Annotated in this window: 16 protein-coding genes and 1 tRNA gene; 8 read left to right on the forward strand and 9 right to left on the reverse strand. The window is 56.5% G+C overall.

The window, feature by feature from the left end:
• Positions 1-38 precede the first annotated feature (38 nt).
• Genes FPY71_RS09580 through FPY71_RS09595 form a run of 4 tightly spaced genes read left to right on the forward strand, consistent with a single transcriptional unit; the run spans position 39 to position 1,764 of the window.
• On the forward strand, positions 39-257 hold the full coding sequence (locus FPY71_RS09580; RefSeq protein WP_149299957.1) for a hypothetical protein: 219 nt from the start codon (positions 39-41) through the stop codon (positions 255-257).
• Positions 258-284: 27 nt separating this feature from the next.
• The gene (locus FPY71_RS18590) at positions 285-890 is read left to right on the forward strand and encodes an SH3 domain-containing protein (protein WP_210246288.1); all 606 of its coding nucleotides are present in this window, start codon (positions 285-287) and stop codon (positions 888-890) included.
• Complete coding sequence (locus tag FPY71_RS09590; protein ID WP_149299959.1) at positions 887-1,441, forward strand: hypothetical protein; 555 nt, start codon at positions 887-889, stop codon at positions 1,439-1,441. The genes FPY71_RS18590 and FPY71_RS09590 overlap by 4 nt, the downstream gene beginning before the upstream one ends.
• Positions 1,423-1,764: a DUF3601 domain-containing protein gene (locus FPY71_RS09595; protein ID WP_149299961.1), complete on the forward strand. Its 342-nt coding sequence runs from the start codon at positions 1,423-1,425 to the stop codon at positions 1,762-1,764. Before FPY71_RS09590 ends, FPY71_RS09595 begins: the two co-directional genes overlap by 19 nt.
• A 70-nt stretch (positions 1,765-1,834) precedes the next feature.
• Here FPY71_RS09595 and FPY71_RS09600 read toward each other — a convergent pair whose 3' ends face one another.
• The 3 genes from FPY71_RS09600 to FPY71_RS09610 all read right to left on the reverse strand — a co-directional run bounded on the left by FPY71_RS09600 (position 1,835) and on the right by FPY71_RS09610 (position 3,802).
• Positions 1,835-2,068 (reverse strand): hypothetical protein, encoded by a 234-nt coding sequence (locus FPY71_RS09600; protein ID WP_149299963.1) that lies wholly within the window; start codon positions 2,066-2,068, stop codon positions 1,835-1,837.
• Positions 2,069-2,128: 60 nt separating this feature from the next.
• Entirely contained in the window at positions 2,129-3,076 is a 948-nt protein-coding gene (locus tag FPY71_RS09605) for a YcbK family protein (RefSeq protein ID WP_188052286.1), read from the reverse strand.
• A 285-nt stretch (positions 3,077-3,361) separates the two neighbouring features.
• Positions 3,362-3,802, reverse strand: a complete 441-nt coding sequence (locus FPY71_RS09610; protein ID WP_149299967.1) for a VOC family protein — start codon at positions 3,800-3,802, stop codon at positions 3,362-3,364.
• 612 nt (positions 3,803-4,414) lie between these two features.
• Between FPY71_RS09610 and FPY71_RS09615 the strand changes: the two genes are divergently transcribed.
• The 4 genes from FPY71_RS09615 to FPY71_RS09630 all read left to right on the forward strand — a co-directional run bounded on the left by FPY71_RS09615 (position 4,415) and on the right by FPY71_RS09630 (position 6,623).
• Positions 4,415-4,978 (forward strand): cold-shock protein, encoded by a 564-nt coding sequence (locus tag FPY71_RS09615; RefSeq protein WP_149299969.1) that lies wholly within the window; start codon positions 4,415-4,417, stop codon positions 4,976-4,978.
• Positions 4,979-4,990: 12 nt separating this feature from the next.
• Positions 4,991-5,473: a DUF192 domain-containing protein gene (locus tag FPY71_RS09620; protein WP_149299971.1), complete on the forward strand. Its 483-nt coding sequence runs from the start codon at positions 4,991-4,993 to the stop codon at positions 5,471-5,473.
• 85 nt (positions 5,474-5,558) lie between these two features.
• Positions 5,559-5,633, forward strand: a tRNA-Glu gene (locus FPY71_RS09625).
• A gap of 594 nt (positions 5,634-6,227) precedes the next feature.
• Complete coding sequence (locus tag FPY71_RS09630) at positions 6,228-6,623, forward strand: type II toxin-antitoxin system HicB family antitoxin (RefSeq protein WP_149299973.1); 396 nt, start codon at positions 6,228-6,230, stop codon at positions 6,621-6,623.
• Positions 6,624-6,678: 55 nt separating this feature from the next.
• On the opposite strand, the gene FPY71_RS09635 is transcribed toward FPY71_RS09630, so the two are convergent.
• The 6 genes from FPY71_RS09635 to FPY71_RS09660 form a co-directional block, all read right to left on the reverse strand.
• Positions 6,679-7,197 carry a cell wall hydrolase gene (locus tag FPY71_RS09635; RefSeq protein ID WP_210246268.1) on the reverse strand — a complete coding sequence of 173 codons (519 nt, stop codon included), beginning with the start codon at positions 7,195-7,197 and terminating at the stop codon, positions 6,679-6,681.
• A 157-nt stretch (positions 7,198-7,354) separates the two neighbouring features.
• The gene (gene recJ / locus FPY71_RS09640; RefSeq protein WP_425457875.1) at positions 7,355-9,169 is read right to left on the reverse strand and encodes a single-stranded-DNA-specific exonuclease RecJ; all 1,815 of its coding nucleotides are present in this window, start codon (positions 9,167-9,169) and stop codon (positions 7,355-7,357) included.
• The gene (gene glpX, locus FPY71_RS09645; protein ID WP_149299977.1) at positions 9,156-10,151 is read right to left on the reverse strand and encodes a class II fructose-bisphosphatase; all 996 of its coding nucleotides are present in this window, start codon (positions 10,149-10,151) and stop codon (positions 9,156-9,158) included. The genes recJ and glpX overlap by 14 nt, the downstream gene beginning before the upstream one ends.
• Positions 10,152-10,178: 27 nt before the next feature.
• Positions 10,179-11,480 carry a homoserine dehydrogenase gene (locus FPY71_RS09650; protein ID WP_149299979.1) on the reverse strand — a complete coding sequence of 434 codons (1,302 nt, stop codon included), beginning with the start codon at positions 11,478-11,480 and terminating at the stop codon, positions 10,179-10,181.
• Between the two features lie 215 nt (positions 11,481-11,695).
• A complete protein-coding gene (locus FPY71_RS09655) occupies positions 11,696-12,904 on the reverse strand; it encodes an LL-diaminopimelate aminotransferase (protein WP_149299981.1) in 1,209 nt (402 codons plus the stop codon).
• Between the two features lie 106 nt (positions 12,905-13,010).
• The gene (locus tag FPY71_RS09660; RefSeq protein WP_149299983.1) at positions 13,011-13,394 is read right to left on the reverse strand and encodes a hypothetical protein; all 384 of its coding nucleotides are present in this window, start codon (positions 13,392-13,394) and stop codon (positions 13,011-13,013) included.
• Positions 13,395-13,439 lie beyond the last annotated feature (45 nt).

Here is a 13,439-nt window from a genome sequence, read left to right on the forward strand (position 1 = left end):
TCACAATTGCTCATCAACACCCGGAGCGGAGGAGCAAAATGGAAGCCACTATCAGCAGGTTGGCGCAGGCAATGATCTCCGCGGAAACCGAAAAGCGCGCGTGGAACGCGGGAAAGCTCGGCTATCGCGAAAAAGGCGAGATCGCCATGAACCCTTTTCCACCCGGCACGGCCGATCATAATTTCTGGGTAGACGGGTTTCGGTACGAAAAGAAAGCTTCGACCCTTTCGACAAAAGGCTCTCAGGCCCGATCATGATGAAGCATTGAATCGCTGAGACGTAGTATGAAACCATTCCTTGCACTGCCTGTCGCGCTGGCAATGGCGACAATGTCTCACGCCGAACCAGTCTCCGGGCGTTACGGGCCAGCCCTCCTTGTCGTTGATGGCGATCGTTTGAGCGGGGTGATCAGCGATGTGGCAAGAGGCAATGGCTCGGACGATGCGCCGCAATTCATGTGCAAGGCGCTGATGTCCGGCCTTCTTGCCAAAGATAGCGCGCAGATGAAAGCCTGGCTGCCTGATGATACATCGCGGATTTCGGGAACATTGACGATGGAGGGAGATCAGATTCGAGTGCGGTTTGAAGAAAACCCTCCGGGCTGCGCTATGGTTTCCAACATGACCGGCGACGGACAGCAATGGTGGCTTGAGAAAGCGCACCCTGAATGGACAGCGGTTGGGCTCATTACTTCCAACCGCACCGTTCTGCACGATGAACCGCATGAAGATGCCCGGCGCAGTAAGCCGTATTTGGTGAAATGGGACACGGTTGCAGTGCTCGACCAACAAGACGGCTGGGCGCGGGTTGAGTATGTTGAAAGCGTTCCGCCCGCACGCGGATGGATCAAGGCCGCCGATCTTGCCCTTGCTGCGCCGAGCGGCGGATGAGCCCGCCGGATCAACCTGATGCCACGCGGGCACGAGACCGCGCCCGCAAAGCCCGTGCGCGGCGCAAAGTCGAAGCGGAATTCAAAATTCTTGCACGGCAGGCAGGACACTGGTGGAAGCCCGCCGTGTTCAGCCTCTGTTTTCTGATTCCAGCTCTTCTGATCATCTTCTACGTACTGACAAGAATCGAGGCCTTGCTTACATCTCTGCGCGTCCGGGATGCGATTGTTCAGACATCCAGCGATATGATCGGCATCATCTTCGTTGCGGTATCACTTTTTGGAATCGGAATTGTCGGGCTGTTGGGAGCCATGCGGATTTCGTGGGCCTATCTCCATGCTGGCGCAATATTCGGCGGTGTTCTTGCATGCCTCGCGCTCGGGGTCGGGCTGATGATGGGAGGCAATTTCGTCAATGCGCTGCTGATGCGTCACAACTCGTATGACTTATGTGACACCAAAAGCTACTACCGCATGACAACCACCTTGTGGGCTGCGCAGGAAAGGGGCTGCACCGGTGTGGATTACACAACGTGGCAGAGATCCAGGTGAAGACCTTTCTCGCCCGACTGCTCACACCAATGCTCGTGCGCTTCAAACTGCTCAATAGAGAACCTGAACTGACAAGCTTTAAACATCTTGAACCTGGCAAACGCTATCGGGTGACGAAAGGCTTTACAGACTACGATGGCCGATACCACCCGACAGGTGAGAGCTGGACGTTCCTGCGCCACAGCTTTCTGCCCTATGATGACGGCTTGACTCTGTTTGTGCGATTAGACGACGGCATCTTAAACACGGTTCGGCTGCAATGGCGCCCGGATGAGCAAGGTCCAGTCATTGACACAATCGAAAAGCACATCGTGCCGAATTGAAAAGCGAACCACTGTCCCGCGCCTGCGACGCTTGGTCAAAGATCAGCAGGTCTGGCTGGCAGATAGTCAGCTACTTTTCCCAACGATCCTTGTCCGGGTCTTCCTCTTCCTCCCATGGGTCGCGGTCTTCATCCTCTTCCTCTTCGGGAAGGTCATGACCAATGAGGGATGGATCGTTCGGCACACCGCGATAGCGATTTTCGACCCGCTGAATCGCATTTGAGATCACGCTTATTTTTTCGTCAGATTCCAATTGGTCTTCTGGCGCTTCAGGCTTGGGGAATTTCGGATCTTTCGGACTCATGGCACTCTCCTGACAGGGCAACCCATAAACGCCTGCCGGGGCCTGCAGTTCCAATGCGAACTAACCTCGCCGACGGCAAGGCCAATTCCAATCCCGCTGCCGCCCCACGTCAACATGGATCGCTGCTGTATGGCAGTAGGTGCCTACGCCACCGCGCCCTGGCAGAGCCCTTACGAAACGAGCAACTTCCTGACCACTCACACCGGGAACGTGCAAATCAGCAGCCTTGCAAGCCATATGCATCGAAGCTTTTGCACCGCGCACCCGGCGGTTGTGCGAAGGAGAACGGTATCCGGAGGTTATAACGACCTGCTTGCCGAAACGGCCTTCAATCTGGCGCAGCAAGCGCACCAGATCCGTCCCGAAGCAACTGGTGTTCACATCGTCGCGCTGAACCATGAGGCCGTTTGGCGCCAATCGCGCCATGCCGCCCAATGATGCAATCTGATAGGAGCCACCAATATCGTCCATCAGATCTTCTGAATCCACGGAAGCGCGACGGCCAATCTGGAACAGTGAGGATGGGTCGACGCCAGGCAGAGCTTCGTTAACGCTTGGCTTTCCCGCGCCATTGGTCTGTGTAACCACGACACGGTGCGAAACAGGCTCTGCCAGCGGCTCTGCGGCAGGCTGCTCACGTTCGGCTCTTTCGAAAAGCGTGGCGTAAAGCGAGCTTTCAGCGCGGCGAGCAGGTGCAGGTGTTGAAGAATAGGCAGCAAGCACCTGCGGCTTGGCCGGAGTTTCTGCTGCCGGCGCTGCGGGTGCGGCAGGTTCTGCGGCAGAAACCTCAACTGGTTTTGCCTCAGCCGTTGCTGTTTCCGGCTTCGTGGCAGCGGCTGCAAGAAGATTTTCGGCGCTGTTCTGTTCCGCTCCGGCGGTCGCCACGGTTGCAGTGTCTGCGGCTTCGCCGGCGTCTTTCGCCTCTGCGGCAGCCTGAGATTGATTGAAGCCAAATGCAGAAGATTCGTCCAGTGCAGACATGCAACCGGAAAGCGCAACGAGCATCATGGACAACGCCGTTCCGCGCAGAAGATTACGCCCCCTCGAAGATCCCCGCAAAATCAAAATCTGCTCCACCTTCTTCTGTGTCTGAACACAGGACAGACCGCATTCCGGTTCGGATATGGTGCCTCGATAAAAACGATCAAAATCCGCCCCTACCCCAGAATGCAGTCTGGCATTTGCCGAGACATGCATGAAGGAACTGCGCCGCATAACCATTCACAATGATGGCAATCTTGCGGCAACATTACCGTAAGTTAATTTATCTCGGGTGTTAAAAGCAACTGCAGTTTACCATTCGCCGGTGTTTTTCATGGAAACCCATGGCTCAGCGGGAGCTTTTGCACTGCCTTTTTGCAGAAATTCGATGGAAATTCCATCTGGGGAGCGGACGAAAGCCATGTTGCCGTCGCGCGGCGGACGATTGATGGTGACGCCGGCATTCTGCAGGTTGAGGCATGTCTCATAAATATCGTCTACTTCATAAGCGAGATGGCCGAAGTTTCTGCCACCGGAATAGTCTTCTGCGTCCCAGTTGAAAGTAAGTTCAAGAATGGGTGCGCGATTCGCTTTGGCAGCGTCGATATCATGAGGTGCAGCCAGATAGACAAGGGTGAAGCGTCCAGCTTCATGCTCGCTGCGCCGAACTTCCTGCATGCCGAGCAGGCCGCAGTAGAATTCGAGGGAGGCGTCCAGATCCGTGACACGGACCATAGTGTGAAGATAGCGCATGGTTCATCCTTCGATTGGCAGTTTGCTATTGTTGATTGCTTGGCAGCGAACCAACAATAGCGATTGTCAGGAGGGTTATAAGAGCAATTCAGCAAAAGTGTGAAACGGTTTTGCGCCCGGAATTGCGATTGGGAAAAACCAAATTCAGCAAAAGTGTGAAACGGTTCTGCGCTCGGAATTGCGACAGGAAAAACCAAATTCAGCAAAAGTGTGAAACGGTTCTGCGCTCGGAATTGCGATTGGGAAAAACCAAATTCAGCAAGTGTGAAACGGTGCTGCGCTGGGAATTGCGATAGGAAAAAACCAAATTCGGCGAAAGTGTGAAACGGTTTTGCGTTCGGAATTGCGGAAAGAAAAAACCAAATTCAGCAAAAGTGCACAATGGTTCAGGGCCGGGAACTGGGCCGGGAGTTGAACGACGATGCAGGCTCCGGGAATTTTTCCCGTTCAAACGAGAGGCAGACATTCCCGTTTCGTGAATGTGGCCCAGATAATGCATGAGGCACTGGCAGGAACTGGCCGTGGTCTGAGTTAGGCTACAATGACAAAACGGCTTGGCGCAGGGCTTCATTCATGCTTGATTCGCCTTGCAGGAGAAATGGACGTTTGCAGATGGCGGAACCCACAGCTTTGACAGATATGGAAAAGCAAGTTGGCCAGCAGGCTGAAGGCGTGGAAAGCTGGACGGTCTCGGGGCAGATCAAGTGGTTCGATGTTGCCAAGGGTTTTGGTTTCATCGTTCCGGACGATGCGGGGGAGGATATACTTCTGCACGTTACGTGTCTTCGCCGCGACGGTTTTTCAACCGCGGTTGAAGGTGCGCGGCTTGTTTGCGAGGTTCAACGGTCTGCGCGTGGATTGCAGGCAACGCGCATCATTTCGCTTGAGCAACCGGATAATGGGCCGGCGCATAACCCGCCGCCTGCACGCACGCGTATTCAGGTGGAGCCGACAAGTGACCTGGAACATGTCACGGTAAAGTGGTTTAACCGGACAAAAGGCTATGGTTTTGTGTCTCGCGGTTCGGGCACGGAAGATATATTCGTGCATATGGAAACGCTGCGGCTTTACGGCATGACGGAATTGCGCCCGGGACAGGAATTGCTGGTTCGATTTGGTACAGGCGCCAAAGGCTTGATGGCTGCGGAAGTGCGACCGGCAACCCCGGAAGAATAGAGATCGAATTTTATGAAAACTGCTGCTGCTCCTGCGCGAAACCGAATTCTGGTTGGCGCATTCGCCATTGTGCTGGCTATCGCTTCCTATTTCATTTTCACATCCGGCACGGTTGGTTCAACCGTGGTGCTGTTCACGGATAGTGGTGCTCATCGCGTTTCGGTGGAAATTGCCGATACCGACTCCAGCCGTGCCACAGGGCTGATGAACCGCGAAACGCTAAGAGCTGGCCACGGCATGCTGTTTGATTTTGAAACCCCGCGTCCGGTGACAATGTGGATGAAAAATACCCTCATTCCGCTGGATATGATTTTCATCGGCGCTGATGGAAAAATCACCAATATTGCAAGAAACGCGCAGCCACTTTCCTTGAACACCATAGCCTCTGATGGGCCTGTGCGTTTTGTGCTGGAGATTAACGGCGGCGCCGCTGCTACCTATGGGGCCAAGGCTGGGGATGAAGTTAAACACCCACTGATAGGCAACAATCGATAGAGTGAAAAAACTCGGATAATTTCCTGCAAAACCCGCTTTTGGTGGGTTGCGCATCCCGCCGACTCACCCTATACACGCCCTTGCCGCGCCCATCGTCTAGCGGTTAGGACGGCGCCCTTTCACGGCGCAAACAGGGGTTCGATTCCCCTTGGGCGTACCAACCTTTTCTACAGGTTCGGTCGGCAAATTTATTCTCGTGTAATCTACGTGATAAAATGTCCGCGACGGACGCGCACTACGGCGTCCTGTCCTGGACGAACACTATTTCACGAATACCCTTCCCCTTATGCGATCCCCTCCGGTCTATGTCAGCTTCAAACGATGAAGTTAGGAAATAGCCAACAGAATCGATCAGTGGCGGGCTCTAAAATTGCTTCTAGGGATCGTAAGGCAGAAAGCCCGTCCCCTGCAAAAGGCCGATGATACCCAAAGCGCCGATAAGCGTGGCTGCCAAGGCAACTATAGTCACGGCTGTAATGGCGCCCCAAAAGACAAATGGACGTCGCGATCGGGTGATTTCAACGCTTCGAAAGGTCCACGCACCATTTCGGAGAGAGCGGGCAATCCTTGGCGCGAGAAACAACGCCCCCAGCCATAGGCAGAGAGCGGAAAACATGGTCCCAGGTAAAATTTCCCACATGTCCAGGAAGCTTTTCCGAATGGTATTGAGTGATCGAGGTTTGGATGATTCCCGCACGCTGTCCAGGTCAGGTTCGTCAGCATCGCCCGCTCAAGCAACGTAAGGAATCAACCTATGCGATACTACACAGCGATCATCCATCAGGAAGGTGCCAGCGCGTACGGGCTTACTTTCCCTGACCTTCCAGGCTGCTTTGCCGCCGCAGACTCTTGGGATGCTATACCTGCTGCAGCGACGGAGGCACTTGATCTTTGGTTTGAAGATCAGCCAGACGTGGCTCCAATGTCACTCAGCGTTGTTCGTGAGCGCAAGGACGTGACTGATGGATTGGCGGCTGGAGGCGTATTGCTGCTTGTGCCTTATATTCCTGCCGATACTGCGGTTGAACGCATAAATGTTAAACTGGAGCGCGGCTTGCTGCGCGCCATTGACGAAACTGCCAAAGGTCGTGGCATGACACGTTCCGCATTTCTGGCCTCTGCAACAAGGCGTGAACTGATTGGCGTTTAGCCATCAGAGCATTTATGCTGGCAGCTGCTGGTGATTGAAGAATAGTCGTGCAGCGTCAATAGGCCGCGCCGCTTTGAATAATATCTTCAATGGACATGGCCGGCATGGCTGATGGTGTGGCTGACACGGCCAATACACGCGGCTGGGTGCGGGGCGAAGCCCGAGGCACCGGCTCTCTGCGCGGTGTTACCATCGCCTGAGTCTGCGTCGGGTTTTTGCGCTTTTCGTAAAAGGCGTTTCCACCAGCAATCACAACATAATGCATGTTGTTGTATGGGAAGGAGTAACCGGCCGTGTGGAAAAACAAGGCGTTGGATCCAACTCCCGAATGGCGCGCGCCACGCATGACTTTGGTGGCGGTTCGTTCGGCAAGCTCACGCCCTGCGGCCATGGGTTTGCTGAGAACACCGGGTGCGAACTGGTTTTTTTGTCCGACAACGGCGCAAATGCTGTTCGGGTATTTCTCGGACTTCACCCGGTTCATGACAACGGTGCCGACAGCCACCATCCCGTCTTCGCTCGAGCGGTTGGATTCGAAATACATGACGCGTGCCATACACTCGTGCTCGCTCATACGACCCGGCTTGGAAGCGCAGCCCGATACAGCAAGAAGGGCGAAAAGAATTAGAGCATTCCGCGCGTGGGGGTGAAGCATAAGCTTCTCTCTGGCTGAGTTCCGGTGCAGCCAGACCCTAATGACAGACGATTAAGACTCTGTTGACGTAAAAGCTTCAATCCACCGTATCTGCCGCATCGACAATTCGAAAAGCCACCGACTGGCGACCCTGATAATGGTCTATCGACACTGTGCCGGCCACATGCAACGGACGGTCACTGCCAGCCAGCAGCCTCTGGCCAAGAGGTGTGTCTGCCGCCCGGAACGCCACTGCACCAATGGCCGCGCCTTCCAGCGCCTTCAACTGCACCCGGACATGGCCACCATTGCCAAATGACTGCGCTGAAACAACGCGGTGCCGCGGCAGAGCAAAGATCGGTTGCGGGTGGCCCGAGCCATAGGGCCCTGCCTTCTGCAACGTTTCAACCAGTTGCTGGGTCAGGCCCATTGCGCTCACTGCGCCATCTATCTTCAATCCATCGGCTGCGCGAAGGCGACTCACTGTCTGTTGCGCGTTGTCTTCAACAAAGGCGCGAAACTCTCCCAGTTTCGCCCGCTGAATGGTCAAGCCAGCGGCCATGCCGTGCCCGCCGCCCTTGACCAACAGCCCACGCGCAACTGCCTCGCGCACCAGTGCGCCTATGTCAAAGCCGGAGATTGAGCGGCCCGAACCGGTGCCGGTTCCCGCAGCATCGAACGCTATGGCGAACGCGGGCCGGTTGTAACGCTCCTTCAACCGCGCGGCCAGCAAACCAACGATCCCTGGATGCCAGTTGTCACGCCCGGTTATCAGCACCGGCGGGCCTTCGCCTTTGCCAATTTCGGCAAAAACCTCTGCCTCCGCCTCTTCCAGCATGGCGCGTTCCATGGCCTGACGCTCTTCATTCAGCATGTGAAGCTGAGCAGCAATGGTTTCGGCCTCGGCCGAGCTGTCCAGTGTCAAAAGCCTGCTGCCAAGCGCCGCATCGCCAATCCGCCCTCCGGCATTGATGCGGGGCCCGAGCAGAAAACCCAGATGATAAGCGTCGATAGGCCCTGAAAGCCGGGCAACCCGTGCCAGAGCGGCAATGCCGACATTGTTTTGCGCGCGCATGGCCACAAGCCCGCGCACAACCAAAGCCCGGTTGAAGCCGACCAGCGGCACGACATCGCAAATTGTTGCAAGCGCCGCCAGGTCAACCATCTGCATCAGGTTGGGCAGCGGCCCAACGCCTCGTGCGCGCAGCACTCTGGAAGTGGCAACCAACGTCAGGAACACCACGCCTGCTGCGCACAAATGCCCCTGCCCGGACAAATCATCCTGACGATTGGGGTTCACAATAGCCTTCGCCTGCGGCAGATCCGGGCCAGTCTGGTGATGGTCCAGCACCAGAACATCCGCCCTGCCGCTCACCGCATCTATGGCCGCATGACTGGTCGTGCCGCAATCCACCGTTATGATGAGGCTTGCGCCATCTTCCGCGAGGTCTCGCATGGCTGCCGGAGTTGGCCCATAGCCTTCCGTCAGCCGGTCTGGAATGCGCACCGGCGCAGACATGCCGAAATGCCGCAGATAACGGTGCATCAAGGCCGAAGACGCTGCGCCATCCACGTCGTAATCGCCAAAGATTGCCACGGATTCCCGGCGCGCAATAGCATCTGCCAACCGCGCCGCTGCCTTGTCCATGTCGGTCAGCAGCGAGGGGTCGGGCATCAGATCGCGAAGGGTTGGCGAAAGAAATCCCTGCGCCTCATCCGGGGAAATTCCACGCCCGGCCAAAACCCTTGCGACAATATCCGGCAAGCCAAATTTCTGCGCCATCTGCATGGCCATCGCGTCTGCTCGCGGGTCCAGCGCATGCAGCCATCTGCGCCCGCTCAACGATGCCTTTACATCCAGAAATGCCCGTTCGGCACTCTGTTCAGATTGAAAAGCGCTAGACTTCAACACCAAACTTCCCCCGGTTGTAATGCCGGGCGCGAATATCTCGAACCGTGTGCGAATAAGACCGCATAACCAGAGTGTGGGTCTCTATGCGATTTGCGTAAATCCGCACGCCATCCAGCAAATTGCCGTCCGTCACCCCGGTTGCCGCAAATATGACATCGCCGCCAGCCAGGTCTTCAAGAGTGTAGATCCGATAAGGGTCGAACACTCCCATTTCTTCCGCCCGAGCGCGCTTTTCATTGGTGTTCAGCTGCAAACGGCATTGCATCTGCCCGCCGGTGCACCGCAACGCTGCCGCAGCCAGCACGCCTTCAGGCGCGCCGCCAATGCCCATGTACACGTCGATTCCGGTCTCTTCCGGGTCCGTGGTGTGGATAACACCGGCCACATCGCCGTCGCCGATGAGCCGGATGGATGCCCCAAGCGTGCGGATTTCCTCTATCAGTTTGGCATGGCGCGGCCTGTCCAGAATACAGGCGGTAATGCGCGAAACCGGCACCCCTTTTGCCTTGGCCATTGCTGTCAGGTTTTCCGTTGCGCTTTGTTCCAGATTGACAAGATCTGCCGGATAGCCGGGTCCGATGGCAATTTTTTCCATATAGACATCGGGCGCTTTCAACAGGCTGCCTTTTGCGGCAATAGCAATGACGGTCAAGGCATTTGGCAGGTTTTTGGCACAGATGGTCGTGCCCTCAAGCGGGTCCAGAGCAATATCGACCCCCGGCCCTTCCGGATTGCCAACGGATTCGCCGATGAACAGGGACGAAGCCTCGCCTCGCTCTCCCTCACCAATGACAATTTCACCATCGACGTCCAGTTTGTCGAGCTCCTGACGCATTGCGTCTACCGCCGCCTGATCCGCCGCCCTTTCATCTCCACGCCCGCGCCAGAGAGCCGCCGCAACAGCGGCCCGTTCCGTCACCCGGGCAATTTCAATGGAAAGCACGCGGTCAAGTGGGTTGGATCTGTTGGTGTCTGCACTCATGATGATGCCTCCCCCGCCAGCAAGGTCTTATGCCAGAGTTTCAATCCGGATCGTCTGTGGCTCGCCCCGCAAATGGCCATCGCGTGACACAGCCTCAAGTGCCTTGCGCACCGCTGCCTCAGTTGTTTCATGCGTGATAAGAATGATCGGTGCAACGCTTCCATCATCATCCGAGGCCTTACGCTGAACAATTGATTCCAGCGAAATCTGGTTTTCCGCCATGCGGCGGGCAATGGAGGCAAATGCTCCGACCTCATCCGCAACGCGCAGCCGAATGTAATAGCCGCCTTCATGCGCTCGCATCCTGGCGCGTTTGTATGCGGTCAGACTTTGCGGAACCACGGTAAAGGTAGACACGTACACACCATTTGCCGCGTCAATAATATCGGACAAAACGGCAGAAGCCGTGGCGTTGCCGCCGGCACCGGGTCCGGCAATCAGGATAGAGCCGAGCAGGTCGGTATCAACCGCCACTGCATTGGTGACACCATCCACCTGCGCCAGTGCCGAGCCTGCCGGAATCATTGTCGGGTGAACGCGCTGCTCAATGCCGCTATCGGTGCGCTGTGCCACCGCCAGCAGCTTGATGCGATATCCAAGCTCCGCCGCCGCCTTGATGTCATCGAGCGAAATTTCGGAAATGCCTTCGATGAAAATCGAGGCCAGATCTATTTCAGTGCCGAACGCCAGAGAGGTCAGAATGGCAAGTTTGTGAGCCGCATCAAAGCCGCCAATATCGAACGTCGGGTCAGCCTCTGCATAACCCAGTGCCTGTGCCTCGCGGAGCACGTCTTCGAACGCCACGCCCTCACGCTCCATGCGTGTCAGCATGTAGTTGCAGGTGCCGTTGAGAATTCCATAGACCCGGCTGACGGTGTTGCCACGCAATGCCTCGCGCATGGTCTTGATGATCGGAATGCCACCGGCAACGGCCGCTTCAAACAGGATGGTGACGTTTTTGCGCTGCGCCAGACGCGCCAGCGAAACCCCATGATGAGCCAGCAGCGCCTTGTTGGCGGTGACAACCGGAATGCCGCGCCCCAGCGCCGCTTTGACACTTTCCAGCGCCGGGCCATCCGCTCCGCCAATAAGCTCGACGAAAAGATCGATATCGGCTTCCTGCGCCAGACGGACCGGGTCATCGAACCAATCAACACCGGAGAGATCGACGCCGCGATCACGGTTGCGATCCCGCGCACTGACCGCCTTGATCTCAATAGGCCGCCCGGTCATCTTTGAAAAATGTTCCTGCTTCTCGGTCAGAATACGGGCCACCGAGGCACCAACAGTTCCAATTCCGGCCAATCCTAAGTTCAAGGGGCGATCCATATGATCCTCAATGCACTCTCGCGGCCCGAAGGCCTGTTACAAAATCGGTTGCCAACAAATTCGAAATATCTCTGAAGAGTTTCAGATGATGCTTCGACCACCTGAAACACTCTGACTCTGTACTTTGCCGCATTGACCTGTCGTGGAAGCGATCCCCGTTCAAAGGAAAATGCTCTGTCTTTTGCTGCATCCATGGCTGATTTGCTGCAAAGCACTCAGCCAGCGGTGACAACCTTTTGCCCCGCATCAGCCTCGCTTGCAAGGAAACGCTTGATATTTCGCGCAGCCTGTCGAATTCGATGCTCGTTCTCAACCAGGGCAATGCGCACATAGTCATCACCGTGCTCGCCAAAGCCGATTCCCGGGGCCACGGCGACATCAGCCTTTTCAATCAGCAGCTTGGAAAATTCCAGCGAACCCATTTCGCGATATGCCTGCGGAATTGGCACCCAGGCAAACATTGTCGCCTCCGGCGCTGGCACGCTCCAACCGGCACGCGCAAAGGAATCCACCAGAACATCCCGGCGATGGCGGTACACATCCCGCACCTCTGCAACCGCTGCGTCACCCGCGTTCAGTGCAGCCGTTGCCGCAACCTGAATGGGCGTGAATGCACCATAATCAAGATAGGATTTAACCCGCGCCAAAGCCGCGATCAGCCGTTCATTTCCAACGGCAAAGCCAACGCGCCAGCCCGGCATGGAAAATGTCTTGGACATGGATGTGAACTCAACCGCCACATCCATGGCACCCGGAACCTGCAACACGGATGGCGGCTGGAAATCGCCAAAATAAATTTCCGAATAGGCCAGGTCGGACAGAAGAATGATTTCGTGTTTGCGAGCAAAATCCACAATCTCGCGATAGAAATCGAGGTCCGCCAGATAGGCCGTGGGATTGGCGGGAAAGTTCAGCACAATGGCAATCGGCTTGGGAATGGAATGGCGCACTGCCCGATCCACCGCCCGCAAAAACTCCTCGTCGGGTTTGGCAGGAATGGAACGGATGGTGCCGCCCGTCATCAGAAAGCCGAATGCATGAATGGGGTAAGTCGGATTTGGGCACAAGACCACATCGCCCGGCGCGGTAATGGCCTGCGCCATATTGGCAAACCCTTCCTTGGAACCCAGCGTCGCCACAACCTGCGTGTCGTGATTCAGCTTCACGCCAAAGCGCCGCTCGTAATAGCCAGCCTGAGCCCGGCGCAGGCCGGCAATGCCTTTTGATGCAGAGTAGCGGTGCGTGCGTGGATCACGAATCGCTTCACACAGTTTATCGACAACAAAGCTCGGCGTCGGCAGATCCGGGTTGCCCATGCCCAGGTCGATAATGTCCACCCCACGGGCCCGCGCGGCGGCCTTTTTGCGGTTCACTTCTTCGAAAACATAGGGGGGAAGCCTGCGAACCTTATGAAATTCTTCCATGACAGGAACGTCCTTGCACTAATGTTGGGGGCGGCATTCGCAACGGAACAGACGGGTGGCGAGAGCCGGTTCAGGGCTGCTTTTACCAGTGTAAAAGCATCAGCCCCTAGTTGGTAATGGCCGGATTGGCTGCCCGCTGACGGGCCGCGGTAGCCTGCAACTCGGCAAGCTTGCGCTGATAGTCTCCGGCAGAACCTGCATTGGCACGATTGGCTGCGCCTGCGTACTGAGCCTGCGTTTGCGCCACCACTTCATCGGCCACCTGCTGCGTGGCAGCCCTGGGGTATGCACCAATAATCGGATAGCCCTTGTCGTCCAGCCGCTGGCCGGAAGGCCCCCGCTCCATACGATCCGCAACGGGTGACATGCGCACCGGCGTATCGTTTTGCGGCAGGTAGCTTTGGCAACCGGCCGCAAGCGGCAGGCACAAAGCCAATGCCACCAACATCCTGTGTTTGCCCGTTGCCATCATGACGCTTAAACCTCGCATTTTATACACCATCCTTAATGGTGCGGCGCGGTGCTGAAAAGCGCA

The sequence above is a fragment of the Aureimonas fodinaquatilis genome (assembly GCF_008369445.1).
Classification (GTDB): domain Bacteria; phylum Pseudomonadota; class Alphaproteobacteria; order Rhizobiales; family Rhizobiaceae; genus Aureimonas; species Aureimonas fodinaquatilis.

Excerpts from the sequence above, each read along its gene's own strand:
- FPY71_RS09600 (WP_149299963.1), bottom strand. The coding sequence starts at position 2,068 with ATGAGTCCGAAAGATCCGAAATTCCCCAAGCCTGAAGCGCCAGAAGAC.
- FPY71_RS09580 (WP_149299957.1), top strand. The coding sequence starts at position 39 with ATGGAAGCCACTATCAGCAGGTTGGCGCAGGCAATGATCTCCGCGGAA.
- FPY71_RS18590 (WP_210246288.1), top strand. The coding sequence starts at position 285 with ATGAAACCATTCCTTGCACTGCCTGTCGCGCTGGCAATGGCGACAATG.
- FPY71_RS09620 (WP_149299971.1), top strand. The coding sequence starts at position 4,991 with ATGAAAACTGCTGCTGCTCCTGCGCGAAACCGAATTCTGGTTGGCGCA.
- FPY71_RS09650 (WP_149299979.1), bottom strand. The coding sequence starts at position 11,480 with ATGGATCGCCCCTTGAACTTAGGATTGGCCGGAATTGGAACTGTTGGT.
- FPY71_RS09655 (WP_149299981.1), bottom strand. The coding sequence starts at position 12,904 with ATGGAAGAATTTCATAAGGTTCGCAGGCTTCCCCCCTATGTTTTCGAA.
- FPY71_RS09605 (WP_188052286.1), bottom strand. The coding sequence starts at position 3,076 with ATGATGCTCGTTGCGCTTTCCGGTTGCATGTCTGCACTGGACGAATCT.
- FPY71_RS09635 (WP_210246268.1), bottom strand. The coding sequence starts at position 7,197 with ATGAGCGAGCACGAGTGTATGGCACGCGTCATGTATTTCGAATCCAAC.
- FPY71_RS09590 (WP_149299959.1), top strand. The coding sequence starts at position 887 with ATGAGCCCGCCGGATCAACCTGATGCCACGCGGGCACGAGACCGCGCC.
- FPY71_RS09630 (WP_149299973.1), top strand. The coding sequence starts at position 6,228 with ATGCGATACTACACAGCGATCATCCATCAGGAAGGTGCCAGCGCGTAC.
- FPY71_RS09660 (WP_149299983.1), bottom strand. The coding sequence starts at position 13,394 with ATGCGAGGTTTAAGCGTCATGATGGCAACGGGCAAACACAGGATGTTG.
- glpX (WP_149299977.1), bottom strand. The coding sequence starts at position 10,151 with ATGAGTGCAGACACCAACAGATCCAACCCACTTGACCGCGTGCTTTCC.
- FPY71_RS09615 (WP_149299969.1), top strand. The coding sequence starts at position 4,415 with ATGGCGGAACCCACAGCTTTGACAGATATGGAAAAGCAAGTTGGCCAG.
- FPY71_RS09610 (WP_149299967.1), bottom strand. The coding sequence starts at position 3,802 with ATGCGCTATCTTCACACTATGGTCCGTGTCACGGATCTGGACGCCTCC.